This window comes from Tepidiforma flava (assembly GCF_027594505.1).
Lineage (GTDB): Bacteria > Chloroflexota > Dehalococcoidia > Tepidiformales > Tepidiformaceae > Tepidiforma > Tepidiforma flava.
In genome coordinates this window covers 1,239,151-1,263,178 of sequence record NZ_CP115149.1, presented here as the reverse complement: position 1 = coordinate 1,263,178, position 24,028 = coordinate 1,239,151, and the positions used below count along the sequence as shown (strand labels likewise).

The 24,028-nt window shown below is 74.3% G+C and carries 25 protein-coding genes and 1 riboswitch; of the genes, 13 read left to right on the top strand and 12 right to left on the bottom strand.

The features are described from left to right. Positions 1-26: 26 nt before the first annotated feature. A complete protein-coding gene (locus O0235_RS07295; RefSeq protein WP_270057884.1) occupies positions 27-1,445 on the bottom strand; it encodes an O-antigen ligase family protein in 1,419 nt (472 codons plus the stop codon). Positions 1,446-1,508: 63 nt separating this feature from the next. Here O0235_RS07295 and O0235_RS07290 point away from each other — a divergent pair, with 63 nt between their 5' ends. The 5 genes from O0235_RS07290 to O0235_RS07270 all read left to right on the top strand — a co-directional run bounded on the left by O0235_RS07290 (position 1,509) and on the right by O0235_RS07270 (position 7,673). Then, positions 1,509-2,609: a GumC domain-containing protein gene (locus tag O0235_RS07290; protein ID WP_270057883.1), complete on the top strand. Its 1,101-nt coding sequence runs from the start codon at positions 1,509-1,511 to the stop codon at positions 2,607-2,609. Then, entirely contained in the window at positions 2,573-3,622 is a 1,050-nt protein-coding gene (locus O0235_RS07285; protein WP_270057882.1) for a glycosyltransferase family 4 protein, read from the top strand. Before O0235_RS07290 ends, O0235_RS07285 begins: the two co-directional genes overlap by 37 nt. Next, complete coding sequence (locus tag O0235_RS07280; protein WP_270057881.1) at positions 3,622-4,632, top strand: glycosyltransferase family 4 protein; 1,011 nt, start codon at positions 3,622-3,624, stop codon at positions 4,630-4,632. Before O0235_RS07285 ends, O0235_RS07280 begins: the two co-directional genes overlap by 1 nt. Next, the gene (locus O0235_RS07275; RefSeq protein WP_270057880.1) at positions 4,629-5,663 is read left to right on the top strand and encodes a glycosyltransferase family 2 protein; all 1,035 of its coding nucleotides are present in this window, start codon (positions 4,629-4,631) and stop codon (positions 5,661-5,663) included. Before O0235_RS07280 ends, O0235_RS07275 begins: the two co-directional genes overlap by 4 nt. Positions 5,664-5,750: 87 nt before the next feature. After that, positions 5,751-7,673 (top strand): RNA polymerase sigma factor, encoded by a 1,923-nt coding sequence (locus O0235_RS07270; RefSeq protein WP_270057879.1) that lies wholly within the window; start codon positions 5,751-5,753, stop codon positions 7,671-7,673. On the opposite strand, the gene O0235_RS07265 is transcribed toward O0235_RS07270, so the two are convergent. From O0235_RS07265 to O0235_RS07240, 6 genes are all read right to left on the bottom strand, one after another. After that, positions 7,670-8,515 carry an ECF transporter S component gene (locus O0235_RS07265; protein WP_270057878.1) on the bottom strand — a complete coding sequence of 282 codons (846 nt, stop codon included), beginning with the start codon at positions 8,513-8,515 and terminating at the stop codon, positions 7,670-7,672. The two genes, O0235_RS07270 and O0235_RS07265, sit on opposite strands and share 4 nt — an antisense overlap. Then, entirely contained in the window at positions 8,505-9,347 is an 843-nt protein-coding gene (locus O0235_RS07260) for an SCO2322-related protein (protein ID WP_270057877.1), read from the bottom strand. Before O0235_RS07260 ends, O0235_RS07265 begins: the two co-directional genes overlap by 11 nt. Next, positions 9,335-10,927: an ABC transporter ATP-binding protein gene (locus O0235_RS07255; RefSeq protein ID WP_270057876.1), complete on the bottom strand. Its 1,593-nt coding sequence runs from the start codon at positions 10,925-10,927 to the stop codon at positions 9,335-9,337. Before O0235_RS07255 ends, O0235_RS07260 begins: the two co-directional genes overlap by 13 nt. Beyond that, entirely contained in the window at positions 10,924-12,012 is a 1,089-nt protein-coding gene (locus O0235_RS07250) for an energy-coupling factor transporter transmembrane component T family protein (protein ID WP_270057875.1), read from the bottom strand. The genes O0235_RS07255 and O0235_RS07250 overlap by 4 nt, the downstream gene beginning before the upstream one ends. A gap of 10 nt (positions 12,013-12,022) precedes the next feature. Next, complete coding sequence (locus O0235_RS07245) at positions 12,023-13,141, bottom strand: prenyltransferase/squalene oxidase repeat-containing protein (protein WP_270057874.1); 1,119 nt, start codon at positions 13,139-13,141, stop codon at positions 12,023-12,025. A gap of 150 nt (positions 13,142-13,291) precedes the next feature. Continuing rightward, positions 13,292-13,440, bottom strand: a riboswitch (cobalamin riboswitch). A gap of 44 nt (positions 13,441-13,484) precedes the next feature. Continuing rightward, complete coding sequence (locus O0235_RS07240) at positions 13,485-13,808, bottom strand: hypothetical protein (RefSeq protein ID WP_270057873.1); 324 nt, start codon at positions 13,806-13,808, stop codon at positions 13,485-13,487. A 138-nt stretch (positions 13,809-13,946) separates the two neighbouring features. On the opposite strand from O0235_RS07240, the gene O0235_RS07235 reads away from it, so the two are divergent. From O0235_RS07235 to O0235_RS07215, 5 genes are read left to right on the top strand one after another with little or no spacing between them, the layout of a single operon-like run. Further along, positions 13,947-14,735, top strand: coding sequence for a phosphatase PAP2 family protein (locus O0235_RS07235; RefSeq protein WP_270057872.1), 789 nt, complete (start codon positions 13,947-13,949; stop codon positions 14,733-14,735). After that, entirely contained in the window at positions 14,725-15,447 is a 723-nt protein-coding gene (locus O0235_RS07230) for a PI-PLC domain-containing protein (RefSeq protein ID WP_270057871.1), read from the top strand. The genes O0235_RS07235 and O0235_RS07230 overlap by 11 nt, the downstream gene beginning before the upstream one ends. Next, the gene (locus tag O0235_RS07225; RefSeq protein ID WP_270057870.1) at positions 15,444-16,280 is read left to right on the top strand and encodes an LLM class F420-dependent oxidoreductase; all 837 of its coding nucleotides are present in this window, start codon (positions 15,444-15,446) and stop codon (positions 16,278-16,280) included. Before O0235_RS07230 ends, O0235_RS07225 begins: the two co-directional genes overlap by 4 nt. Positions 16,281-16,312: 32 nt before the next feature. After that, a complete protein-coding gene (locus tag O0235_RS07220; RefSeq protein WP_270057869.1) occupies positions 16,313-16,588 on the top strand; it encodes a ubiquitin-like small modifier protein 1 in 276 nt (91 codons plus the stop codon). A 43-nt stretch (positions 16,589-16,631) separates the two neighbouring features. After that, positions 16,632-17,183, top strand: a complete 552-nt coding sequence (locus O0235_RS07215) for a thioredoxin family protein (protein WP_270057868.1) — start codon at positions 16,632-16,634, stop codon at positions 17,181-17,183. 12 nt (positions 17,184-17,195) lie between these two features. On the opposite strand, the gene O0235_RS07210 is transcribed toward O0235_RS07215, so the two are convergent. Next, positions 17,196-18,518: an MFS transporter gene (locus O0235_RS07210; RefSeq protein ID WP_270057867.1), complete on the bottom strand. Its 1,323-nt coding sequence runs from the start codon at positions 18,516-18,518 to the stop codon at positions 17,196-17,198. Between the two features lie 284 nt (positions 18,519-18,802). On the opposite strand from O0235_RS07210, the gene O0235_RS07205 reads away from it, so the two are divergent. Next, complete coding sequence (locus O0235_RS07205; RefSeq protein WP_270057866.1) at positions 18,803-19,078, top strand: GlsB/YeaQ/YmgE family stress response membrane protein; 276 nt, start codon at positions 18,803-18,805, stop codon at positions 19,076-19,078. An 85-nt stretch (positions 19,079-19,163) separates the two neighbouring features. On the opposite strand, the gene O0235_RS07200 is transcribed toward O0235_RS07205, so the two are convergent. Continuing rightward, positions 19,164-19,412 carry a hypothetical protein gene (locus O0235_RS07200; RefSeq protein WP_270057865.1) on the bottom strand — a complete coding sequence of 83 codons (249 nt, stop codon included), beginning with the start codon at positions 19,410-19,412 and terminating at the stop codon, positions 19,164-19,166. Positions 19,413-19,739: 327 nt separating this feature from the next. Between O0235_RS07200 and O0235_RS07195 the strand changes: the two genes are divergently transcribed. Continuing rightward, positions 19,740-20,240: a helix-turn-helix transcriptional regulator gene (locus O0235_RS07195; RefSeq protein WP_270057864.1), complete on the top strand. Its 501-nt coding sequence runs from the start codon at positions 19,740-19,742 to the stop codon at positions 20,238-20,240. A 4-nt stretch (positions 20,241-20,244) separates the two neighbouring features. Here O0235_RS07195 and O0235_RS07190 read toward each other — a convergent pair whose 3' ends face one another. Continuing rightward, complete coding sequence (locus O0235_RS07190; protein ID WP_270057863.1) at positions 20,245-21,447, bottom strand: acyl-CoA dehydrogenase family protein; 1,203 nt, start codon at positions 21,445-21,447, stop codon at positions 20,245-20,247. 224 nt (positions 21,448-21,671) lie between these two features. On the opposite strand from O0235_RS07190, the gene O0235_RS07185 reads away from it, so the two are divergent. Further along, a complete protein-coding gene (locus O0235_RS07185) occupies positions 21,672-22,181 on the top strand; it encodes a DUF2231 domain-containing protein (protein ID WP_270057862.1) in 510 nt (169 codons plus the stop codon). A gap of 7 nt (positions 22,182-22,188) precedes the next feature. Here O0235_RS07185 and O0235_RS07180 read toward each other — a convergent pair whose 3' ends face one another. Then, positions 22,189-22,950, bottom strand: coding sequence for an alpha/beta fold hydrolase (locus O0235_RS07180; protein WP_270057861.1), 762 nt, complete (start codon positions 22,948-22,950; stop codon positions 22,189-22,191). A 49-nt stretch (positions 22,951-22,999) separates the two neighbouring features. Next, positions 23,000-23,905: a DsbA family protein gene (locus O0235_RS07175; RefSeq protein WP_270057860.1), complete on the bottom strand. Its 906-nt coding sequence runs from the start codon at positions 23,903-23,905 to the stop codon at positions 23,000-23,002. Positions 23,906-24,028 lie beyond the last annotated feature (123 nt).

The window sequence follows — 24,028 nt, the reverse complement described above, 5'->3', positions numbered from 1 at the left end:
CTACCGCCCGGCCGCGCGGGGGGCGATCAGGCGGGAGCGCCGGCAGGCGCGGCCGGGGCGGCGGGGGCCGCAGGTGCGGCGCCGGCCGCGGCGGGTTCCGGGGCCCGCGCAGGCTCGCGGGCGGCCGCGCCCATCTCGAGCGCTGCAGCCACCGCCAGCAGCAGCCAGAGGTACGGCTCTTCGAACAGCCGGCCTTCGGACTGCGACTGGAAGAGGATTTCGACGAATGCCGCGATGAGCCAGCCGCCGAGCATCCGCTGGAAGGGATCGCGGCTGGCGCGGTAGATGCGCACGGCTGCGCCGCCCGCCCGGGCCGCGAAGAAGCCGAAGGCCGCGACGCCGAGCAGGCCCCACTCGGCGAGGATGCTGATGAACGAAGTGTGAGAGAGCGACGTTTTCGCCCAGGAGGGCATCACCCAGTGGTAGACGAGCAGGAGGGCGTTCTGATAGCCGCCCGTGCCGACGCCGAAGAGCGGGTTGTCCTTGAACATCTCCCAGCCGGCGCGGATGAGGAACTGCCGCACGCCGAGCACGACATCGACGCCGCTGGCGAGCGAGCGGACGCGCGCCGCATCGGAGCCGCCCTGGATGAGCAGGAGAGCGAGGAGCGCCCCGAGCGTGCCGAACGCCCCGGCGTTGATGCGCAGCTTCGTGGAGCGCGGCACGGGCGCGAGCAGGACGACGATGAAACAGGCCATCAGCATGCCCAGCCAGCCGGAGCGGGAGGCGGTGGCGATGAGGGCGGGAGCCGAGAGCACGAGCGCCGGCACCGCGAGGTACACGGTGAGCCGCCGCGGGCCGAGCGCCAGAATGGCAGCTGCCGCCAGCGCCATCGTGATCGCGAGGAAGCGCGCGAGGTTGTTCGGGTCCGCAAACGTCGCGTTCGAACGGTAGCTGTACGCATCCGACTGGACGAGGACGGCCCGCCACTGGAAGACGCCGAGGACACGCTGCGCCACGGCGAGCACGGAGAGGCCGACCGCCGCGAGGAAGAACGCGGCGATGATCCGCTCGAGGTCGCGCCGGTCTTCGATGAGCGACGGCGCGGCGAAGACGAACGCGACGTACATGACGAGGATGAGCGTCGCGTTGTTCGGCCGCTGCGCATCGGCCCAGCCGAGGCCGAGCACCGAGATGGCGAGGATGACGAGCGCACCGAGGAGCACACCGGAGCGGGGGAAGAGGCGGCGCGGCTCGTAGCGCGCCCGCCAGAGGGCGACCGCGATGGTGGCGGCCATCGCGGCTTTGCCCGGGTTCAGCATCACACGGATGGCGCCGCCGACGCCGCCCTCGCCGAGCATCCCCACCGTCTCCGTCTGCAGGTATTCGAACGGGAGGCCGATGACGACCGCCGGGATGAGGAGCTTCGGCTCGCGGAGGATGATGACCGCGGCGAGGAGGGCCGCCTGGACGAAGACCACGAGCGCGAGGTCGAGGTGGGGCACGAAAACCTCGTGAACGTTCTCACGATTGACCCCGGAAACCGGGCGAACCTACCATACCCCGCGATGCCCACCGAAACCAGCGGCCTCCAGCGCGATGTCCAGGTCATCCGGCGCCGCTGGTGGGTCTTCCTCCCCTTCGCCGCGCTCGGCATCCTCGCCGCGCTGGCGGTCGGCGCGGTCACCGGCGGCTCGACCGCTGTCGCGACCATGACGCTCGACACCACGGTGCACGACCTCGTGATCGGCGGCGACCGCGGCCTCCGGATCTTCGAGGCGCAGGCGATGACCTCTGACCCGGCGTTCAAGCAGAAGGTCATCGATGCGATCGGCGAGCCGGATTTCGACTACGCCCGCTTCAGCGTGAGCCTCTTCCCGATTTCCGTGGGCGACGGGATTTCGCGCGGCATCCTCACGGTCTCGATTTCGGACCCCGACAAGGCGAAGGCCGAGCGGTACCGGCAGGCCTTCGTCGATGTGTACACCCGGGAGTACACCGCGCCGGACGGGCTCTTCCGGACGCGATTCGTGGAGCGGCGGCGGCAGGTGGCGGCGAACGCCGAGGCAGCGTACCAGGAGGCGTACCGCCGGCTCGAAGCCGCGACGGCGGGCCGCGGCATCGACCTCGCGGCGCTGGTGGAGACGCGGGGCGACACCAACCCGCTCGTCTTCGTGACGGAGCAGCGGGCCGTGCTGGAGCGGCAGCTGGCGGAGGCGAAAGGCGCGCTCACCGGCATCGGCGGCGCCAGCCCGGAGGCGGCTGCGGCAGCGGCCGCTGCGGTCATCGGCCAGCCGGTGCAGGCGGGGCAGGCGCAGGCCGTGCTGGCCGCCCGGGTGGCCTCGCTCGAGGCGGCCCTCCGCGAGTACGCCAGCCTCGCACCGGCGCTCCCCGAGCAGCAGCTGGACAGCGCCACGCAGGCGCTCCTGAACGAAGTGCGCGGCCTCCGGCAGGTGCGCGATTCGGCCTTCGTCAACCTCGGCAACGCGCAGATTGCCGTCGGCAGCGCCGAGAGCCGGCTGGAGGTGAGCTACTCGTTCTCCGGCGGGCTGGCGGGCTCGCTTGCGGGCCGCGTCGCGGTCGCCCTCGCCGTCACGGTCATCTTCGGCCTCGTCGCTATCTTCTCGCTGGAGTGGCTGAGCCCGTCGCGGCGCCCGGGCGAGGGGTGAGCCCGATGCGGATCGCCGAGATCAACGACATCGCCTCCGTCGCCACCGAAATCGGCGCGGGCCTCCGCGCGCGCGGCCACACCGTCGATTACTTCTACCCCCGGCTCGTCGGCGCGAAACTGCACCCGAACATCAAGCCGATCACCGGGCCGATCCGGGCGCTGGACTGGGTCGACCTCATCCGGCGGATCCGGGCCGGGCGGTACGACCTCGTCCACATCCACTACGCCTACCTCGGCAACATCGGCGCGCTCGGCGGCTTTCCGTACATCCTCCACTGCCACGGGACGGACCTCCGCGGCGGCACGTTCGTCACCCGGCCGCTCATCGCCAACGCCATCCGGCAGGCGCGCCACGTGTTCTATTCGACGCCGGACCTCGCCTCGTGGGTGCTGCCGCTGCGGCCGGACGCGGAGTTCCTGCCGAACCCGATCGATACCGCCGTCTTCGCGCCGCGGACGCCGCCCTCGGCCCACCGGTCCGCATGGGTGGCCTGCGCGCTGACGAAGGTGAAGGGTGCGGAGCGGATCCTCCGCGCCTGCCGGCTGCTCGCTGAGCGCGTCCCCGACCTGCGCATCGATGCGTTCGGCGGCGGCGAATTCACGAAGGCGTTCCGGGCGCTGCCGAACGTCACGCTCTTTGCCCGCCACCCGCGCTCCCGGCTGCCGCAGATCATCGACGAGCACGGCATCGTCATCGGGCAGGCGCGGCTCGGCTCTGCCGGCATGGCCGAGCTCGAGGCGATGGCCTGCGGCCGGCCGGTCGTCACCTGGTTCAACGAGCGGGGCGGCTACAGCGAGCCGCCGCCGTTCTTCTCCGCCGTCGACGGCGACGACATCGCCCGCATCGTCGAGCGGCTGGCGAACGACCCTGCCGCGCGCGACCGCGCCGGGGACGCCGGCCGCGCCTGGGTGGAACGGCACCACGGCCTCGAGCGCATCGTCGACCGGGTAGAGGCGGTGGCGCAGGCCATCATCCGGGGCGAGCCCGTCCCCGCAGCGCCGGCGGCCTGATGCGGTTCGCGCAGGTCAACGACGTCGCCTCCGTCGCCTCCGAGCTTGCGGCCGGCCTGCGGGCGCGCGGCCACGAAACGGAGCTGCTCCAGCCGCGGCTGTACGGCGCCTCGCTGCCGCCGCTGCTGAAGCTGGCGGTCGCGCCGCTGCGGCTGGCCGACTGGCTCCGGCTGGCGTGGCGGCTCCGGCGGGGCCGCTACGACGCCGTCCACATCCACTACGCCTACCTCGGGCTCGTCGGCGTGCTCGCCGGCGTGCCGTACGTCCTCCACTGCCACGGCGACGACGTGCGCGACCTCGCGCGGCGGCCGTGGCGGGGGCTCATCCGGCTGGCGATGCGGCGCGCGGCCCACGTGTACTATTCGACGCCGGACCTCGAACCGTGGTGCCGCGCCGTGCGCCCCGATGCCGAGTTCCTGCCGAACCCGGTCGACCTCGCCACCTTCCGGCCCGCGCCCCTCCCGCCCGATGCGCGGGACGTCTTCATCATCTGCGCGCTGGCAGAGAACAAGGGGGCGGGGAAAATCCTTGCCGCCGTGGAGCAGCTCACAGCGCGGCGGCCCGGGCTGCGGGTGACCGCCATCGCCGGCGGCGAACTCACGCGCGCGTTCGAGCGGCTGCCCAGCGTCGTGCTCCTCCTCCGCCAGCCGCGGGAGCGGCTGCCGGCGCTCATGGCGCGCCACCGGGTGCTCATCGGGCAGGTCCACGAGGGCGCCATCGGCATGGTCGAGCTCGAAGGCATGGCCTGCGCCCGCCCGGTCATCGCCTCCTTCCGCTTCGCCGACGTCTACGGGGCCGAAGCGCCGGTCGTCCACGCCGAGACGCCGGCGCAGGTGGCCGAGGCGGCCGAGCGGCTGCTCGACGACCGGGTGGTGGCCGAGGCCGTCGGCGCCGCCTCCCGCCGCTGGGTCGAACAGCACCACGACGCCGTCCGGATTGCCGCCCGCGTGGAAGCGTGGCACCGCGCGCGGATTGACCGCCGGGCGGGGCGTGATAGCGTGGACGCATGACCGCACCCGCCGCTGCCGCCCGCCTCGACGATGCGCCGCTCACCCTGCCGGACCGGCCGCTCGTCTCCATCGTCATCCCCTGCCTGAACGAAGAGCGGTACATCACCGCCCTGCTCGATGCGCTCGCCGCGCAGGACTACGGCGCCGGCGGCATCGAAGTCATCGTCGCGGACGGCGGCAGCACCGACCGGACGCGGGAGCTGGTGCGCGCCTACCCGTCGCCGTTCGCCCGCCTGGAGCTGGTCGACAACCCGCGGCGGATCACCGTGGCGGGCCTGAACGAGGGGATGAAGGCGGCCCGCGGCGACTGCTGGATCATCATCGGCGCCCACAGCACGGTGCGGCCCGATTTCGTCCGCCAGTCCGTCGAGGCCCTGAAGCGGACGGGCGCGGCCTGCGTCGGCGGCCCCATCGAGACGATCGGCGAAGGCGCCGTCGGCCGCGCGATCGCGGCCGCGATGTCCTCCCCCTTCGGCGTCGGCAACGCGAAGTTCCGCTACGCGAGCGAGGCGGGCTACGTCGATACCGTGCCGTTCGGCTGCTACCACCGGCGGGTGTGGGAGGTCGTCGGCGAGTTCGATGAGACGGTCGACGGCGCGGATGAGGACAGCTACAACGCGCGGCTCATCGAAGCGGGCGGGAAGATCTGGCTCGACCCGGCGATCCGGTCGAGCTACTACCCGCGGCGGACGCTGCGGGCGCTGGCCCGGCAGTACCGGGAGTACGGCGCGGCGAAGGGGACGCTCTTCGTGCGCGGGCGCCCGCTGCGCGCGCGGCACTTCGCCCCCGCCGCGATGGTGGCCGGCGGCCCGGCGCTGTGGCTCCTCGGCCGGGTTTCGAAGCCGGCGCGGCTGGCGCTCCGGGGCCTCGCGCTCGCCTACGTCGGGCTCGGCGGGTTCGCGGCCTACCGGGCGGCGCAGCGCCACGGGGCGAACCCGGCGCTCACCTTCGCCGCCATGGCCACGATGCACGTGAGTTACGGCGCGGGCTTCCTCGAAGGCTGGTGGCGGGAGCGCGCGCGCCGGGCCTGATGGACCGCCGGTGTAAGATGTGGCACCCCCGGGCGGTCCAATCCCTGCCCGGCGGGCTTCGCCCCCTCCCGGGCGCATGGAGTTGGCATGACCCAGCTCACTGACGCGGACCTCGTCGAAGCCGCGCAGGGCGGCGACCGGGAAGCGCTCGCACAGCTGTACGAGCGCTACTTCGATGCCGTCTACGACTTCGCCGCGCGCATGGTGCGCAACCGGGACGAGGCCGCGGACATCGCCCAGGAGACGTTCCTCAAGGCCATGAACGCGCTCGGGGGCCTCAAGCAGGGCGCCAGCTTCCGGAGCTGGCTCTTCAGCATCGCGCGGAACACCGCGCTCAACCGCCTCGAGCGGCGCGGCCGCACGCGGCCGCTCGCCGTCATCGACGCCGAGGGCGAGGAGTTCGCCTTCGACGTGGTCGACCCGTCGCGGTTCGCCAGCCCGCAGGAGGCCGCGGAAGCCGCGGCGGCCGCGAAGCTCGTCTGGGAGGCGGCAGCCGGGCTCGACCCGCGCCAGCTCTCGCTGCTCGACCTCCACCTGCGGCAGGGGCTCGATGCGGAGGAGATCGCGGCCGCGCTCGGCATCACCCGGAACAACGCGTACGTCCTGCTCCACCGCCTGAAGAAGGCGGTCGAGAGCGCCATCAGCGCCTACGTCCTCTGGAAGCAGGCCGGCGAGCGGTGCGAAGAGCTGGCGGCGGTGCTCGCGCCGGCCGCGGCCGCGGGGGCGATGACGCCGGCCGTGCGGAAGGCCGTCGACCGCCACGTCGAGCGGTGCGGTGAGTGCCGGGAGCGGCGCCGGCGGCTCGCGCCGCTGGCCGTCTTCGGCGGGCTCGCGCCGGTCGCCGCGCCCCCGGGCGTCCGCGCGGCCGGGCTGGAGCAGCTGCTCCGCGCGCCGGGGCCGCGCCCGCAGCCGCGCCCGGCGGACCCGGCGGCGAGGCAAGCGCCGCCGCAGGGCGGCCACGGCTTCACGTCGCCCGGCTTCCTCCGCGCCGGGGCGCTGCTCGGCGTGGCCGCCGGCGTGCTGCTGCTCGCCCTCGTCCTGCCCTTCAGCCCGCTCGCGCTCACCCGGGACGACGGCAGCGGCGCGCGGCAGGGCAGCCCGGATTTCGCGACGCCCGCCGCGGGCGGCGGCAGCCAGACGATCATCGTGCCGGTCAGCCCTTCGCCCGGGACGGCGGCGGGCGGAGGCAGCCCGTCACCATCGGCCGGGGGCGCGGGCAGCTCGCCGACGGCCGGGGTGAGCCCCTCGCCCGGCGGCGGCCCGGGCGGCGCTTCGCCGACAGCGGCGCCTGCCGGCGGGAGCGCCCCGGCGCCGACCCCGACGGCGGCCGGGGCCAGTCCCACGCCGACCGCGCCCGGGGCCACGGCCACTGCGACGCCGACCGCCGCGCCATCGGCCACGCCCACGCCCTGCGCGCCCTCGCTTTCGCTGCCGCCGGGAACGGGCACACTCGTCATCCCTGCCGGGGGGCAGGCCAGCTTCCAGCTCCAGAACGCCACCGGCTGCGCGGCGGAGTACAGCCTCGCGCCCTCCGCGCCGTGGCTCATCGGCCCGGCGGGCGGCAGCATCCCGGCCTACGGGTCGGTCACCATCACGCTCCGGGTCGACGGGACGGCGCTCCCGGCGGACGAAGGCGACTACCCGGCGGCCGTCACCGTCACGGGGCCGGCGAACAGCTTCGCGGTGCCGGTCATCGGGCGGCGGGGCGGCCAGCCGCCGCAGTTCCTCTCTGCCAGCATGACCTGCGGCACGGCCGGCGGCGCGCCGAGCGTCACCCTCACCGCCCAGGTTGCTGACGACATCGGCGTGGTGCGGGTGACGGCCACCTTCACCGCCGGCGGCGAAACGGTCACGGTCGACCTCGGCCACGCCGGCGGCCTGCAGTGGGGCGCGGGCCTCGCGCTCGACGGGCAGGGCGCCGGCCCGGTGACGTTCACCGCCTACGACGGCGCCGGCCGGCAGGCGACGCTCGCCGTTGCGCCGGCGGGCTGCGGCGGCGGCGGCCGCTAGCCGGCCGGCGCGCCGCGCTCGAACGAGAACCGCTCGCGGAAGCGGAGCAGCGCGCGGAGGATCGGCCCGCCGACAGCCCCCAGCACCACCGCGTTGCAGATGGTCCGGAAGAGGTCCCAGCCGAGGCTGGTGAGCAGGTAGTAGTTCCAGTAGCGGCGGAGGGTTTCGAGCGGGCCGGCGCCCGCCTGGTAGGAGATATCCGGCCCGGCAACGATCCACGGCCAGGCCCACAGGTTCGTGATCGCGCCGTAGATGAGGCCCCAGGCCGAGCCGAAGGCGATGACGAGCGCGAGCCGCCGCCGCGGCCCGAGCTCCCGCGCATCGGCGAAGCGGCCGAGCAGGCCCGCGCTCGCGCCCATCCAGCCCGCGGCGAACATCTGGAACGGCAGCCACGGGCCGAACCCGCCCGTCACCACCGCGCTCAGGAAGAACGAGAGCGCGCCCAGCAGGAAGCCCAGCCGCGCGCCGAAGGTGAACGCGCCGAGGATCACGAGGAAGAAGTAGAGGTTCGCGCCCGCCGGCAGGGTGATCGTGCGCAGCACCGCCGCCAGCGCAGAGAGCACGCCCAGCACCGCCAGCCGCTTGCTGTCCAGCCCGCCGCTCGCCAGGTCGGCCACGACGAGCACGAGGCAGAGCGCGGCGATGCCGGCGAACACCACCGGCGCATCGGCCTGGTGAGCGAACCACGCCGACCCCTCGTCGACGACGCCGGGCGCGAAGAACGGGTGGAGGTAGGCGAACAGCCCCAGCACGTTGAGCAGGACGAAGACGAGCGCGCCCGGGTCGAAGCGGGCGGCGGCGGGCCGCGCAGCGGCGCGGGGGAGGGCGGGGCTAGCGGCCACGGCGCCGCCTCCAGGCTGCCGCGCCGATGATGGCGAGGATGAGCGCGCCGGCGACCGCGCCGAACCCGGCCAGCCGGCCGGCGGCGTCGTCATCGCCGGCAGCGGGAGCGCTGCCGCCCGCGGCGGCCGCCGGGGTGCTGCCGGGAGGGGCTGGGCTCGCGGCCGTGATGGTGACCCCCGCCGCGGTCGGCGGCGACGGCGCGGCGGTGGCCGTTTCGCTGCCGGGGCTCGGCGCCGGCGGGACCGTCGCCGCGGCCGTCGGCGATGCGGCGGCGGGCGAACTCCCCGCGCCCGGCGCAGCCGTCGCCGGCGCGGGGGAAGGCGGCGCGGTGGCCGCCGCCGTGGGCGCTGCCCCGCCGCGCGGCGGGTGGCCGCAAATCTGTTCGAAGGTGATATCGGCCGGCGCGGGCGCGCTGGAGGGCCCGCCGCGGCCCCACTTCCAGCCGTGGACGTCGCCGTCCTTCGCCTTCGCCAGCGAAATGCCGACGGAGGAGTAGACCCAGCCGCGGCCGTAGGCCCGGGTGAAGAAGGCCCAGTAGGTGCAATCGCCGCCTTTGCACCGGCAGAAGCAGGCATCGAAGTTCGCGGCATCGAAACAGCCGGTCTGGCCGATGGCGCAGACGACCCGGCCGCTGCCGCCGCCGAACTGCTCGACCGGCAGGCCGCTCGCCGCCAGCAGCTGCTCGCCGGAGATGCTGTCGCCCGTGAAGGGCACGCACCACGTCGTCACCTGGTCGCCGACCTGGATGACGAGGCCCGCTTCGCCGTCGGCGCGGGCGGCGAAGGGGACGAGCGCAGCGGCAGCAGCGAGGGCAGCGATCAGGCGGCGCACGGGATGGCCACCTCCTCCAGCGTGACGGCGCCCGGCACGAGCTGCGCGACCTGCGTCGGCAGCGGACCGTCGGCAGCGAAGGCGCGGGCCGCCGGGAGGTCGAAGGCGATTTCGCCGGCGCGGAGGCCGATGACGCGCGTCGCGAACTGGGCCGCCGCTTCGATGTCGTGGGTGGCGACGATGGCGGCGCCGCCGGCGGCGGCGTGCTCCCGGAGGCGCGCGGCGAGCCACGCTTTCGCCGGCCCGTCCATGCCGCGCGTCGGCTCATCCATCAGCCAGGTGCGGGGGCCGTGGGCGAGCATCGCCGCGATGGCCACCCGCTGCTGCTGGCCGACGGAGAGGTCGCGCGGGTCGCGGTCGAGCAGCCCGTCGATGGTCCAGGCCTGCGCGGCGGCCTCGATCTCGGCCCGGCCGCGCGGCAGGCCGCGGTGGCGGAGCGTCTCCGCCAGCTCAGCGGCGACGGACTCCTGGTAGAGGGCGAGCGCCGGGTCCTGCGGCACGAGGCCGGCGCGGGCGGTGCGCTCGCGCGGGCCGCGCGGCGCGGGCGCGCCGCCGAAGCGCACCGCGCCTGCGGCCGGCTGGACGAGCCCGGCGAGCGCGCGGAAGAGCGTGCTCTTGCCGCTGCCGTTCGGGCCGACGAGGGCCACGACTTCGCCTTCGCGCAGGGTGACGGTGACGCCGCGGAGCGCCTCGGCAGCGCCGTAGCGGACGGTGAGGCCGTCGGCGCGGAGGAGTTCGGCGCCGGGCGCCGGCAGCGGGCGGGGCGCGGCGGCGAGGTCGCGGCCGCGGAGCGCAGCGGCCGCCGCGGCGAGCGCGAGGGGCAGCGGGCGCAGCCCGAGCCGGCGCGCGAGCTCGACGGCGGGCGGCACCGAGCGGAGCACGGCCGCTGCCTCACCCGGGGGCAGGAGCGCTGCGCGGCCGGCTTCGACGGCGATGACCGCGTCGGCCCGCGGCAGCAGCCGCTCCAGCCGGTGCTCGGCGACGATGATGGCGAGGTCGCCCCGGCGGCGCAGCCCTTCGAGGGCGCCGATGACGGCTTCCGCGCCGTCGCCGTCGAGCTGGGAAGTCGGCTCATCGAGCACGAGCAGCCGCGGTTCGAGCGCCAGCACGGCGGCGATGGCGACCCGCTGGCGTTCGCCGCCGGAGAGCGTGGAGAGCCGGCGGCGGCGGAGATGCTCGATGCCGAGCTCGGCGAGGAGCCGCTCGAGGCGGCGGCGCATCTCGGCCGGCGCGATGCCCTGCTGCTCCATGCCGAAGACGATCTCCTCCTGCACCGTCTCGGCGATGGTCTGCGCCTCGGGCTCCTGGAAGACCATGCCGACTTCGAGAGCCATCCGGCGGGCGGGCGCCGCGAACGGGTCGAGCCCGGCGACGCGCGCGCTCCCGCTGATGCGGCCGCCGTGGAACTGCGGCACGAGGCCGTTGAACAGGCGGAGGAGGGTCGATTTGCCGCTGGCGGAGGGGCCGGCGGCGAGCACGAGGCTGCCGGGTTCGATCGCGAGCGAGACGCCCTCGAGCGCCGGCCGGGGGCTGCCGGGGTAGGCGTAGGTCACGCCTTCGAGCACCGCGAGGGGGCTCACGGCGCGGGCTCCGCGGCGAGGCGGCTGTCGCGCTCGGCGGCCCCGCGGGCGGGCGCCGGCCGGGCGATGAGCAGGACCGCCGGCCAGGCGAGGGCCGCGGCGAGCAGCGCCGGCAGCGGTTCGAAGCCCGGCAGCGGCAGGCCGGCGAACGGGTTGTAGGTGAGCGCGCCGCGGCCGGTGAGCCGGAGCGCAAGGAGCCCGAGCGCGGAGGCCGCGGCCACGAGCAGCCCGGCCCGCTCGGCGGCAGGCAGCGGCTCGCGGTCGAACCGGCTGACGGCGCGGGCGCGGCTGGCGGCCCGCCACCACCACCAGAGGAGCGCAGCCGCGGCGAACGCCAGGAGCGCAGCGAGCGGCCGCCAGCCGGTTTCGTAGAACCAGAGCCAGGCGGCGGCGATGAGCAGCGGCGCAGAGGCCGCGGCCGCCAGCCGGGGCGCCAGCGCGAGCGGCGGGCTCGCCCCGTAGCCGCGCGCCTCCATCGCCTCCGCCAGCCGGAGCGAGCGCTCGAGCCCGCCGACGATGGCCGGGACGACGAGCGCCGGCAGTTCGCGCCAGCCGCCCGGCGCGCCGCGCAGGGCCCGCATCTCGCGCACGCGGCGGAGGTCTTCCACGCTGGAGGGCAGGAGGGTGAGGCCGACGGTCACGACGAGGCTCGCCTGGAAGAGCGCCGCCGGGGTGGAGCGGAGCACGCGGTGGGGGCTGACCGCGCCGTTGAAGACGCCGTAGGCGAAGAGGATGCAGAGGATGGCGAGGCCGCGGATGGCGGCGCCGGCGAGCCCCTCCGCCGAGACGGGGCCGCCGAGCCGGAGGCCGCCCAGCCAGCGGGGAACCTCCGGCCCGGGGATGGTGAACAGGATGTGGTCGCCGTAGCTGCCGTTGATGGCGGCGATGCCGAGCGAGAGCGCGAACATCACCACGCCGAAGACGGCCAGCGCGCGGAAGCTGATCACCCCCGGCCCTTCGCGCGGGGCGAGCACGGCGACGAGCACGACGGCGAGCAGGATAACGGCCAGGTAGAACGGATTGGTGGTGGCAAGCGCCGCCACCATCACCGCGAGGACCCAGCCGACCCAGCTCGCCGGGTGCATGGTCCGGGCGTCAGCCGCGGCGCCGGGCGAGGGCAGCCGCCGCGCCGCCCGCCGCGAGCAGCGCGAAGCCTGCGAGCGCGAGGCCGAGCTCGCCGCCGGCGGGGCTGGCCGGGCCGGCGCTGTCGCCGGTCGCCGGCGGGCGCGGCGCGGGCGTCGTCGCCCGGGCAGTCGGGGACGCCGCCGGGGTCGTCGGCTGCGGGGTGGGCGTCGGCTGCGCCGCCGGGCGGGTGCGGGTGATCGGCGTCTCCGGCGCGTTGCAGTAGGTCCGGCCGGCGAGCGCGGGCACGACCTGGTTCGCGGCGAAGGCCGGGTCGTAGCCGGTGAAGGAGCCGTCCGGCAGCTGCTGGCTGAGGAGGTACTGGACGGGAGTGACGCCGTTCTTGGTGTAGGCCGCCGATTCCGGGTCCTCGCCGAGGGCGAGGAGCGCCTGGATGGCGAACGCCGTGGAGGAGGTGTTCGATTCGGCCGGGTCGTAGCCCCAGCCGCCGTCATTGCCCTGGTTCGCCTTCAGCCAGGCGAGCCCTTTGCTGATCGCCTCGTCCGTCCTGGGCACGCCGGCGGCGAGGAGCGCCTGGATGGCGATGGCCGTCGTGTCCGGGTCGGCGAAGCCGCCGAAGCCCCAGCCGCCGCCCTGCACGGCCGCGGCCTTCAGGTTGTCAGCCGCCTTCGCGCCGGGCTGGTTGCCGGTGCAGGCGAGGCCGAGGATAGCGACCGACTGGCTGAAGGCGTTGTCGGCGTAGGCGCCGGTCTCGGCGTCGTAGCCGGCCTGCGCGACGGCGATGAGGTTCGTGCCGCCGACGTTCTTCGGGTCGAGGCCGAGCGCCTTCGCGCCGAGGGCGGCCTTCGCCGCCGACGCGGGCGAGGTGATGGCCGGCGCGTTCGCGATGAGCCAGTCGGCCGGCGTCTTGCCGTTCTGCACGTCGAGGCGCGGGTCGTAGCCCGCGGCGCGGACGGCGATGATGGCATCGATCGACTGGCCGGGCGATTCGGCGTAGCCGCCGTCCGGGCGCTGGACCGTCTTGATGAAGGCGGCGCCCTTGAGGACGGCATCGGTGGCGGGCAGGGCGGCGAAGGCGAGCGCCGGCAGGAGCGCGGCGCCGGCAGCGGCGAGCAGGACGAGACGTTTCATGGAGACTCCGGGTCAGGGGGGTTCGGCCGCAGGGCAGCGGCCCGCGGCGGTGCGGAACGGGGACGTGCGCGAGGACGGGGGAACGAAAAACCCGCCTCGGCGGCGGGCTCAGGTGATGCGAACCATGGCACCGACCCCTTTCGCGCGAAGGATCATCGGTCCGGTTGGGCGGGTTTTCTGGCTCGGCCCCCGGCAGGCGGGGAACCTCACAGTTGCGGCACAGCGCCGGATTCGCACCGGCTTGCCCCGGCTCCTCCCGCGCGGCGCGCGGCGGAAGGGCCCTCCCGGTCTTCGATTGTCAAAACGCAATCTCGCCCTTCGACAGCCGTTCGTCAAGGCCCCGTCAGGGCTGGGGCGGGGGCAGGTCCGCGAACGGGTCGTCGAACGGCAGCGCGGCGGGTTCGGTGAGGGCGAGGGTCAGCGGCTCGCCCTCGGCGGGGCGCTGCCGCGCCGGGGCGCTCCACGCATACCATGCGGCGAAGAGCGCCGCGCCCCAGAGCACGGCCCCGGCCGCGATCGCCGGCGTCAGCCCCGGGCGCCGCGCGAGCAGCCGCGGCGCCAGCCCCGCGACGGCGAGGCCGGCGGCGAAGAGGACGAGGCCGGCCGCCCCGGCGGCATCGGCAGGGCTGAGCGCGGGGATGGCGGCGGCGAGGACGTGCGGCAGCACCACAGCGTTCCACCGGCAGGAGGTCGTCGGCTCGAGCGTACCCGATCCGCGCCCGGGCCCGCACTGGTGCCGCCGGAACGGCTGAAATCGCGGGCTGAGGGGGATCACAGGCGAGCCGCCGCCCACTAGACTTGGACCATGGAGGGGTACCGGACCGCCGGGGCGCCCCGCGCGGGCAAGGGCGCCGTCATCGCAGCCGGGCGGGAGCTCGGCCTGATGCTCATCGCCGTGCTGGCGTACTTCGCCATCCGCGGGCTCACGCAGGGCGCGACGGCCGATGCCCTGCGGAACGCGAGCCGCGTGGTGGAGCTCGAACAGCTGCTCGGTATCCACATCGAGGACCGGCTGCAGGCGCTCATCATCCATTCGCACGCGCTGGTGACGCTTGCGAACTGGGTCTACATCTGGGGCCACTGGCCCTTCATCGCCATCGTGGCGGCGTGGCTCGTGCTCGGCCACCCGGGCGAATACCGCGCCATCCGCAATGCGTTCCTCCTCTCCGGGAGCGCGGGCCTCGTCATCTTCGCGCTCTTCCCGGTGGCGCCGCCGCGGCTGTTCGACCCGAACCTGATCGATACGGTGACCGAGCATTCGCGCTCCTACCGGGTGCTGCAGCCGCCGGCGCTGGTGAACCAGTACGCCGCGATGCCGAGCTTCCACTTCGGCTGGAATCTGCTCATCGGGCTGGGGATCATCCGCTGTTCGCGCCGGGCGTGGGTGAAGGTCATCGGCGTGGCGGCGCCGGCGGCGATGGGGCTCGCGACCGTGCTGACGGCGAACCACTACATCCTCGACCTCGTCGTCGGCGCGGCGATGGCGCTGACGGCGCTCTACCTCGTCGAACTGGCGCGCGGGCGGCGGTTCGCGCCGTGGCGGCCGGGGCCGTGGCTGCGGCCGTTCGAACCGGGCCGGGCCGATGCTGCCTGAGCTGCCGCCGGGACTCTTCGCCATCGCCCACCGGGCGGGGAACGAGCCGGCGCGCATCGCGGAGGCCGCGGCGGCCGGCGCGCGCGTCATCGAAGCGGACCTCTGGCTCCACCGGGGGCGGCTCGAAGTGCGGCACACGAAGACGGCCGGCCCGCTCCCGCTGCTCTGGGACCGCTGGGAGCTGCGACCCGGCTGGGGGCCGCGCCTCCAGCTCGCGCACCTGCTGGAGGCGGCGCCGGCGGACCTCCTCCTCCATCTCGACCTGAAGGGGTGGAACGACCGGCTCGGCCCGGCCGTCCGCCGCGCGATGCGGGAGCTGGCGCCCGGCCGGCCCTACCTCGTGAGCGCCCAGCGCTGGTCGCTGCTCGAGCCGTTCCACGAGGAGCCGGCGGCGATCGTCGTGCATTCGATCGGCTCGGCGCGGCGATTCGAGCGGATCGCGCGGCACCTCGCCGGCCGGCGGACGGCGGCCGTCGCCATCCACCGCGAGCTGCTCACGGCGGAGCGGGCCGAGCGGCTGCACGCCCTCGCCGATGCGCTGCTCACCTGGCCGGTCAACGACCCGGCGCTCCTGCCCGGGCTCGAACGGCTGGGCGTCCGCGGCGTCATCACCGATGCGCTCGAAGTCGTCCGCGCGGTTGCGACCCCGGGCCGTGGCGGCGAGAATCCGGCGGCAATGCGCGGCGAAACCCACCCCAGGAGCACGCCATGAAGTACGGCCTCCAGATGTTCCCGACTGACTACGCCATCCCCGTTACCGAGCTCGGCCGGGCGGCCGAGGAGCTCGGGTTCGAATCGCTCTTCTTCCCCGAGCACTCGCACATCCCCACCAGCCGCCGCACCCCCTGGCCCGGCGGCGGCGAGCTGCCGAGGGAGTATTCCCACACGCTCGACCCGTTCGTCGCCTGCGGCGCGGTCGCCGCGGTGACGAAGACGCTGAAGGTCGGCACGGGCGTCTGCCTGGTGATGCAGCGCGACCCGATCATGACGGCGAAGGAGGTCGCCTCGGTCGACCACCTCTCCGGCGGCCGCTTCCTCTTCGGCATCGGCGGCGGCTGGAACGAGGAGGAGATGGAGAACCACGGGACGAACCCGAAGCTCCGCTGGAAGATCCTGCGGGAGCGCATCCTCGCGATGAAGGCGATCTGGACGAACGACGAAGCGGAGTTCCACGGGAAGTTCGTCAACTTCGACCCGATCTGGCAGTGGCCGAAGCCGGTGCAGAAGCCGCACCCGCCGATCCTCGTCGGCGGCGCCGGGCCGCACACGCTGGACCGCGTGCTGGAGTACGGCGACGGCTGGATGCCGATCGGCGGCCGGACGGGGCAGGTGCTGGCCGGGATGGTCCGGGAGCTGCAGGAGCGGGCGAAGGCCGCCGGGCGCGGCCCCATCCCGGTGTCGGTCTTCGGCGTGCCGCCGTCGAAAGAGGTGCTCGAGCAGTACGCGGAGATGGGCGTCGACCGCGTCATCTTCGGCGTCCGGCCGGAAGGCGCCGACCAGGTCATCCCGGCGCTGAAGCGGTACGCTGAGGTCGCCGGGCTGTAGCGCGCGGGCCGCGCCCGCGGGGAGGGAGCACCATGCGGGTGAATTTCTACGCCACGCTCCGGCCGCTCGCCGGCGGCAAGACGGTCGAGTTCGACCTGCCGCCGGGGGCGACGGCCGGCGACCTCCTCCGGGCCGTGGGCGACCGCTTCCCGGAAATCCGCGCGCTGCTCTGGACGGAGTCCGGCGAGCTGGGCGACTACATCAAGGTGTTCGTCGACGGGCGGGAGATTCGCCACCTGCAGCTGCTGGAGACGCCGGTGCCGCCCGGCGCGGAGGTCGACATCTTCCCGCCGGCGGCCGGGGGCTGAGGCGGCGCGCGACGCCGGCGCGCGGCTGCCGGACAATGGAGGCATGACGGCAGCGCCGCGGCGGAAACGGGCGTGGTGGAACCCGGGCTGGAGCCCGAAGGTTTGGCTCATCATCCTCGCCATGGTCTTCCCCACGGTGGGGTTCACCGCGTGGGTCGGGCTCGCCGCGCGCGGCGAATCGACCGTCGACCCGCAGCTCACGGAGATCGCCCGCGCGAACGCGGGCAGCGACATCCTCGTCGTGCGGGGGCCGGCGCACACTGCCTACCACGCCCTCGCGCCGCTGCCCACCCCGGCGCAGCCGCAGCCTGCCGGGCTGCCGACGCTCGTCTTCTTCTCCTCGCCCGCCTGCACCGCCTGCGAACGGATGCAGTTCGTCCACCGCGTCATGGAGGAGTTCCGCGGCCGCATCGTCTTCGTCGAAAAGTCGGTCGACCGCGACACCTCGGCGGAGCGGTACGGCGTGCGCGAGACGCCGACGTTCGTGCTCATCGACGCCGAGGGGCGGGAGCTGACGCGCTTCGGCGCGCTGCCCGATGCGGCGGCCTTCCGCGCGAAGGTGACCGAACTGCTCGAAGGGATGCGGGGCGGGTAGCCCGCCGCGGGCTCAGTCGCGCTCGACGGGGACCGGGGCAGGCGCGGGCTCGCGGGCCGGCGCGTGCAGCCAGCCGATGACGACCCGCCCCTCCAGCACGAGGAAGGCGAACCCGGCGACGCCGCCCATCAGCGCCAGCACCGGCCGCGCGCCGGCGACTTCGACGCCGATGCCGAACAGGACCAGCGGCAGCACCACGAACGCGTCCGTGAGCACCGCCTGCACGGCGAACACGCGCGACTGGTGGGCGACCGGCGCGGCCGCCGTGAGCGCCGTGCGCGCCGCCAGCAGCGCGAGCGCGACCGCGAGCCCGAGCAGGAACGCGACCGGCACCGCCACGGCGAAGGACGCGCCGAGCGAAAGGTCGAGGTCGACGAAGGGGCCGACTTCCGTCAGTTCGAGCGCCGCGCGGAGGCCGTAATCGAGCGAGGCGAGGGCGAGCGTGCCGACGGCCATCGCGAGCACCGCCGTCCGGATGGTCGCGCTCGCCCCGCCGGGCCCGAGCCGGAGGGCGACGGCGAGCAGGCCCGCCCCGACGCCGAGCGCGGCCGCGCCGACGACCAGCGCCGCGCCGAAGGAGCCGGCCGCGAGGTCGTTCCGGAGGTAGAGCGGGAGGGCGACGATGCTCCCCTGCACGACCATCGACGTGAGCGCGAGCGCGATGACGGCTTCGCGCGCGATGGCATGGCGGCGGAAGAAGCGGAGCGTATCGCGGAAGGCGGAGCCGCGGGCCGGGAGTTCGAGCCGCAGCCGGGCTGTGGCTACCGCGAGGCCACACGCGGCCGCGGCGGCCACGGCAGCCACCGCCGCAGCCCCGGCGGCCATCGCCGGCGTGCCGCCGAGCCACCAGAGGAAGGGCGCCAGGGCGGCCACCGCCAGCCCCTGCCCGGCGAACTGGAGCGTCAGCACGAGCGAATGGACCGCGCCGTGGCGCCGGCCGCCGAGCGTGCGGACGAGCGCCATCTCCGAGGGCGAGTAGACCTGGGACACGGCCGAATAGGCGAACACGACGGCCGGCACGGCCATGGCGCTCTTCGGCCCGAGCAGCCACGCGAGCATCACCGCCGCGCGGGCGATGCCGCCGAGGGCGAACCCGCGGGAGGGCCCGATGCGGTCCGCCAGCGCGCCGCCCGGCACGCCGAAGGCGAGCGAGGCGAGCAGCATCGCCACGAAGAAGGAGGAGAGGCCGGCGGCCGCGTGGTTCGCGGTCCCCGCCGTGACCAGCAGCGCGGCGAAGAAGAGGTTCTGGCCGGCCTGCGCGGTGAACTTCGCGAGGGCGAACAGGGAGAGCGCCGGGAGCTTTGGAGTCGGGTCCACCACCTTCGAGCCAGCCACACCTGTAGGAACGGATCGTTGCCGGGCGCTGCGCAGCCCCTGCTTCGCTCACCGTACCACGGGGCGGTGAACCGGACGTTCACGTTCAGCGAAGCGCGCGCTTCGGAAGGGAAAAATCCGGGAAAACCCTGCCTGCCGCAGCGGAGCGCAGGTTGCGAGGGAACTGCAACGGGCGGCTGCCGGTCCGTGACGGTTCCTTCGCCGGGCGCGCCCTACGGTAAAGACATCGCGAAGGGGCCGCGCAGCAGCGCACACCACAGGGCCCCCGCGGGAAGGAGCACTCCATGGGATTCATCGCATGGCTCATCTTCGGCCTCATCGCCGGCGCGCTGGCGAAGCTCATCGTGCCGGGCGACGACCCGGGCGGCGGCGGCTTCCGCGGCCTGATCGTCACCATCGGCATCGGCATCGTCGGCGCGATGATCGGCGGCTTCATCGGCACGGCCATCGGCTGGGGCACGGTGAGCAGCTTCGATTTCCGCAGCATGGCGCTCGCGGTGGCCGGCGGCATCATCTTCCTGCTGGCGCTGCGGGCGGCGACGGGCCGGCGCACGGCCTAGCCCAACCTCCCCGGCAGGGGGCGGCGCGGGCGGCGGGGGAGCGGACCCGCCGCCCGCTGTTCGTGCGCGTGGGCGGCCTGCGGGCTCAGCCGGCGGCGCGGCGGACTTCCTCCAGCGCGAACCGGTAGCCGGAGAAGAGCGTCACCGTGCCGTCGTCGTCGGCGATCGATTCGAGGTAGGAGGCGGGCAGCCGCTCGAGGAATTCGCGGGCGCAGCGGGGGCAGATGCCGTGAGAGACCCGGCCCGAGGGGGCGCCGCTCAGCTGCTGCCGGCACCAGGCGCACACGATGGCGACTTCGCCGCCGGGACTGCCGGGTTCGCTGCTGTCGTCCATGGATTCCACGGTAGCAGGTTCGGCCGCCAGGGGGCGGCGCCGGCGGGCTGTCCACCCGGCCGTCACCGACCTGCCACCGCGGAGGGAAAAACCCGGGAACGATGATGCTGGCGAAGCGCCGCGCGGGCCGGGCTGGCGGCAGGGTGTCGCACGGGAAACGCCCCGCGCGGCGCCCGGGAAGCTTCCCGCGCGGGAACGTTCCCGCCGGCGCATCGTCCCGCCCGGGACGCTTCCCGGCGGGGAAGCTTCGGACATGGGGAGCTTCCCGGCGGCGACCGGGGATTTCCCCGATGGAGGACGCGGGCCGGCGCGGGTGAGACTGGCGCCATGGACGCCCGCTTTGCCCTCCTCGCCGCGCTCGCCATCGCCCCCGGCCACCCGTACGCCCTGCTGGAGCACCTGCAGGGGCTCGGCATCGCCGTGAGCCGGAGCGCGCTCTACCGCGCGGCCGATGCGCTGATCGCCGAAGGGCTGGCCGAGGCCGCGGTGGAGGAAGGAGAGACGGGGCACCTGCGCCGCAGGCTGGCGCTGACGGCGGCAGGCCGGGAGCGGCTCGCCGCGGCGGCGCTCGATGTGCTGCGCACGGAGCCGCTCGATGGGCCGGGCTTTGCGCTCGCGCTGGCGGCGGCAGAGGCGGCGGGGGCCGGGGAGGCCGGCCGCGCCATCCGCGAGCGGCTCGCGGCCGCGGCCCGGCGGCTCACGGCGCTCGAACGGGAGCTGCGCGGCCCCGGCGCGGATGCCGCCTTTCGGCCGCTGCGCGAACGCGAAGCCGCCCGCCTCCGCGCCGATATCGGCTGGCTGCAGGCGCAGCTCCGCCGGGCCGGCTGAGCGCTCAGCCGCGCGGCAGGCCGAGGCCGCGGGTCGCGATGATGTTCCGCTGGATTTCGCTCGTGCCGCCGCCGATCGGGCTCGTCGTGCTGTGCATGTAGAAGCGGGCGATGCGGCCGCCGAGCACCCGCGCATCCTCCCGGTCCGTCAGCTGGCCGTAGAGGCCGGCCAGGTGCATCGCCGTCACCGCCAGCCGCACGTCCAGCTCGCTCGAATAGAGCTTCGCGATCGACGATTCCTTGTTCGGGATTTCGCCCCGCTCCTGCATCGAGATGATGCGGTAGGAGATGAGCGATTCGACCTGCGCTTCGATGGCGCGGTCGGCGAGTTCGGTGCGGAGCGACGCCCGTGTAGCCACGCTGCGGCTACCGACGGCGCTCTCGCGGGCGAACCGGACGAGATCGCGCACGATGAGCTGGTGGGAGACGCTCGTGGCGATGCCGCTCCGTTCGAAATCGAGCGTGGTGGTGGCGAGGTACCAGCCGCGGTTCTCCTCGCCGAGCAGGTTCTTCGCCGGCACGCGGACATCTTCGAAGAAGACTTCGTTGAACTCGTGGCTGTTGAGCATGTTCACGAGCGGCCGGACGGTGATGCCCGGCGTCTTCATATCCACGAGGAAGTAGCTGATGCCGCGGTGCTTGGGGGCATCAGGGTTGGTGCGGGCGATGAGGATGCCCATGTGGGCGTGCTGCGCGCCGGAGGTCCAGATCTTCTGGCCATTGATGACGTAGTCGTCGCCGTCGCGAACGGCGCGGGTCTGGAGGCTGGCGAGGTCGGAGCCGGCGCCCGGTTCGGAGAAGAGCTGACACCAGATGTGTTCGCCGGAGATGATCTTCGGGAGGTATTCCCGCTTCTGCTCCTCGGTGCCGTAGACCATGATGGTCGGCCCGGCCCAGCCGTGGCCGATGCCGCCGGGCCGGGGAGCGCGCCGCCAGGCGAACTCCTCGCTGAGGATGAACTGCTCTTTGACGCTGAGGCCGCCGCCGCCGTGCTCTTTCGGCCAGGCGGGCGCGCCCCAGCCGCGGGCGTTCAGCTTCTGCGTCCACTCGCGCATGAAATCGGCGAAGCCGGGCGCGGCGCGGCCGGCGCCGTTGAACAGCCCCCATTCGACCGGGCGGTCGGCGAACTCGGGCGGGAATTCGGCATCGAGGAAGGCGCGCACTTCCTGCCGGAAGGCGGCTTCGGCGGGCGAATCGCGGAATTCCATGGCGGCGGCACCTCCGTTCGCGAACGGGCTTCGGGGGCGATTCTCCGCCCCGGGCGGAGCGCTGTCGAGCCGCCCGGCTGGCGCGCGTTCGCACCGGCGAATCGCGCGGGAATGGGCCGGCGCGGCCGGTAAAGAAGCGGATGCCAAGGTTCCTTTTCCGCAATGCGGCGAGGAATGACACTTCCGCCGGCGAGACGTTCGCACGCTGCAGCAGAGGAGGCTCCATGCCGCCGTTCCTGTTCACCATCGCGGGCCTGCCCGCCCACCCGCTCGTCGTCCATGCCGCGGTCGTGCTGGTGCCGCTGGCGGCCGTCTTCCATGTAGCCACCGGGTGGCGACCAGCCTGGCGGCGCGTCTATGCGCTGCCGGCGGCCGCCGTCGGCATCGCCGGCGCCGTCTTCGCCTGGCTGGCGAAGGCCTCCGGCGAGCCGCTCGAGGACTCCGTGAAGAGCGCCGCCCGCGCGGCCGGCCAGCAGGTGCGCTTCGGCGACCACCCGGAGCAGGGCGACGCCGCCTTCTTTTGGGCGGTCATCCTTGGGCTTGGGCTCACGGGCTTCGCCGTGCTCGCCCTCATCGAACGGAAGCGGGCGCTGCCGCGCTGGGCGCCGCTGGCGGCCTGGGCGGCGGCCGGCATCATCGGCGTCGTCGCCATCGCAACCATGACGGTCGCCGGCCATTCCGGCGCACAGCTCGTCTGGAAGGACGTCGGCTCCTTCGCCGCCGGCCGCTACTAATCCGTAGCTACCGCATAGCTACCGGCGCGCGCAGAAAGGCTGCCGCCGCTTCGATGAAGCGCGGGTTGCGGATGGCGCTGATGTGGGCATCGTGCGGGACGGGCAGGAAGCGGGCGTTCGGCAGCTGCCGGGCGAGCGCTGCCGCCGGCTCGAAGAAGACATCGCGCGTGCCGGCGGCGACGAGCACCGGCTGGCGGATGGCGGGCAAAACGGCCGGGTCCACCGGCACGCCGTCGCGGAAGACGCCGCGGAAGACGCGGTTGAGCGCGACGAGGTCCATCTCGCTCCAGTAGCGGGCCAGGTAGGCGAGGTGGTCGAGCGGCCGGCGCGCCGGGGCGAGGCTCCGCGGGTGGCGCCGCTCGAAGGCGAACCGGCCGGCAGCGCGGGGGAAGTAGCTCCCCATCCCGCCGATGACGCCGCGTTCGAACCGCGCGCGGTGGCGGCCGAGCAGTTCGAGCGCCACCATGCCGCCCATCGAGTAGCCGACGACCGGCGCGCGCTCGATGCCTTCTTCGTCCATCACCGCGAGGACATCGGCAGCGAGGGCGGCGCGGCTGTAGGCGCCGGTCTCGGGCGGCTTTTCGCTCCGGCCGTGACCCCGCAAGTCCGGGATGATGAGCGTGTGCTCGCCGGCGAGCCGCTCGACCCAGCCGGGGGCGACCCAGTTCGACCAGCCGGAGGCGGTGTAGCCGTGGACGAGCACGACCGGGTCGCCGCGGCCTTCGACGCGGTAGTGGATGCGGACGCCGGAGCGGCGGGTCTCGGGCATGACGCTTCGATGGTAGCGCGCCCGCGGGCGCGGACGCGTGAAATCGGGATTACCGCAGGCTGCCCCACTCCTGCTGGCGGGCGAAGAGGAGGTCGTGCATCTCCCAGAACTTGCCCTGCTTGCCGGCGCAGATGGCGAGCAGGCTGGCGTTGCCGGCGTTCGGATGGATTTGCGTGATGGGGAAGTGGAGGAAGGCGAGCGCGACCTCGTCCCCGAGGAGCTTGCGCACTTCCGGCAGCGTCACCTGGTTCCAGCGGAGGCAGAAGGGGCACTGGAAATCGCTGAACTCGGCGATGACGACGCGCGCGCTGGGGCTGCCTTCGAAGGCGGCGCCGGAGAGGTCCGGCCGCGAGGGCAGGATTTCGAACGAGGGCGGATTCGTGGCCGCCAGCTGCTGGAGCTGCGGCGAGTAGGCATCGATGGACGTCGGCGGGTTCGGCGAGCGCTCCTTCTCGATGATTTCGAGCAGGAGCGCGGTGGGCTGGGCGCCGACGAGCTTCTTGTTGTTGATGAAGAACGTGGGCGTGCCGCTCACGCCGAGCTGGTTGCCGCGCTGGAGGTGGCTGTTGATGAGCTGGACGTTCGCGCCGTCGTTGAGGCACTGCATCAGCTGCTGCTCATCGAGGCCGACGGTGCGGGCGTAGCCGAGGAAGGCATCGAGGAGCGAGGCCTGCGCGGCGGCGGTCGGCGAAGCGCCGGCCGCGGCGGTGCCGGCGGCAGCGGTGCCTCCCGCGGCAGGGGCGGCGGGGACTGCATCGTCGCTGCCCGGCTGCCACCAGATGGCGCCGGCGATGAGGAGCGCGCCGATGAGGACCGCGCCCGGGGTGAGGAAGTAGCTCCAAACCGGCTGGCGGCGGAGGTAGACGGGGCGGCCGCTGCCTTCCTCGGCGGCGATGGGGGCCGGGGCCTCCGCTTCGCCGCCAGGCAGCGGGGCATCGGGGTCGGCGTTCGTCACCTTGCGATTGTCGCAGGCCGGCGCCGAGGGGTCACGCGCCGGTCAAGCTGGACGCCGAACGGGCCGCCCGTGCCGGGGCGGCCCGCCGGTGTGTGCTGCCAGGGGTCGCAGCACACCAGAGGA

Excerpts from the sequence above, each read along its gene's own strand:
- O0235_RS07280 (WP_270057881.1), top strand. The coding sequence starts at position 3,622 with ATGCGGTTCGCGCAGGTCAACGACGTCGCCTCCGTCGCCTCCGAGCTT.
- O0235_RS07190 (WP_270057863.1), bottom strand. The coding sequence starts at position 21,447 with ATGGAATTCCGCGATTCGCCCGCCGAAGCCGCCTTCCGGCAGGAAGTG.
- O0235_RS07235 (WP_270057872.1), top strand. The coding sequence starts at position 13,947 with ATGGAGGGGTACCGGACCGCCGGGGCGCCCCGCGCGGGCAAGGGCGCC.
- O0235_RS07225 (WP_270057870.1), top strand. The coding sequence starts at position 15,444 with ATGAAGTACGGCCTCCAGATGTTCCCGACTGACTACGCCATCCCCGTT.
- O0235_RS07185 (WP_270057862.1), top strand. The coding sequence starts at position 21,672 with ATGCCGCCGTTCCTGTTCACCATCGCGGGCCTGCCCGCCCACCCGCTC.
- O0235_RS07230 (WP_270057871.1), top strand. The coding sequence starts at position 14,725 with ATGCTGCCTGAGCTGCCGCCGGGACTCTTCGCCATCGCCCACCGGGCG.
- O0235_RS07195 (WP_270057864.1), top strand. The coding sequence starts at position 19,740 with ATGGACGCCCGCTTTGCCCTCCTCGCCGCGCTCGCCATCGCCCCCGGC.
- O0235_RS07220 (WP_270057869.1), top strand. The coding sequence starts at position 16,313 with ATGCGGGTGAATTTCTACGCCACGCTCCGGCCGCTCGCCGGCGGCAAG.
- O0235_RS07205 (WP_270057866.1), top strand. The coding sequence starts at position 18,803 with ATGGGATTCATCGCATGGCTCATCTTCGGCCTCATCGCCGGCGCGCTG.
- O0235_RS07245 (WP_270057874.1), bottom strand. The coding sequence starts at position 13,141 with ATGAAACGTCTCGTCCTGCTCGCCGCTGCCGGCGCCGCGCTCCTGCCG.
- O0235_RS07275 (WP_270057880.1), top strand. The coding sequence starts at position 4,629 with ATGACCGCACCCGCCGCTGCCGCCCGCCTCGACGATGCGCCGCTCACC.
- O0235_RS07250 (WP_270057875.1), bottom strand. The coding sequence starts at position 12,012 with ATGCACCCGGCGAGCTGGGTCGGCTGGGTCCTCGCGGTGATGGTGGCG.
- O0235_RS07290 (WP_270057883.1), top strand. The coding sequence starts at position 1,509 with ATGCCCACCGAAACCAGCGGCCTCCAGCGCGATGTCCAGGTCATCCGG.
- O0235_RS07270 (WP_270057879.1), top strand. The coding sequence starts at position 5,751 with ATGACCCAGCTCACTGACGCGGACCTCGTCGAAGCCGCGCAGGGCGGC.
- O0235_RS07215 (WP_270057868.1), top strand. The coding sequence starts at position 16,632 with ATGACGGCAGCGCCGCGGCGGAAACGGGCGTGGTGGAACCCGGGCTGG.
- O0235_RS07180 (WP_270057861.1), bottom strand. The coding sequence starts at position 22,950 with ATGCCCGAGACCCGCCGCTCCGGCGTCCGCATCCACTACCGCGTCGAA.
- O0235_RS07200 (WP_270057865.1), bottom strand. The coding sequence starts at position 19,412 with ATGGACGACAGCAGCGAACCCGGCAGTCCCGGCGGCGAAGTCGCCATC.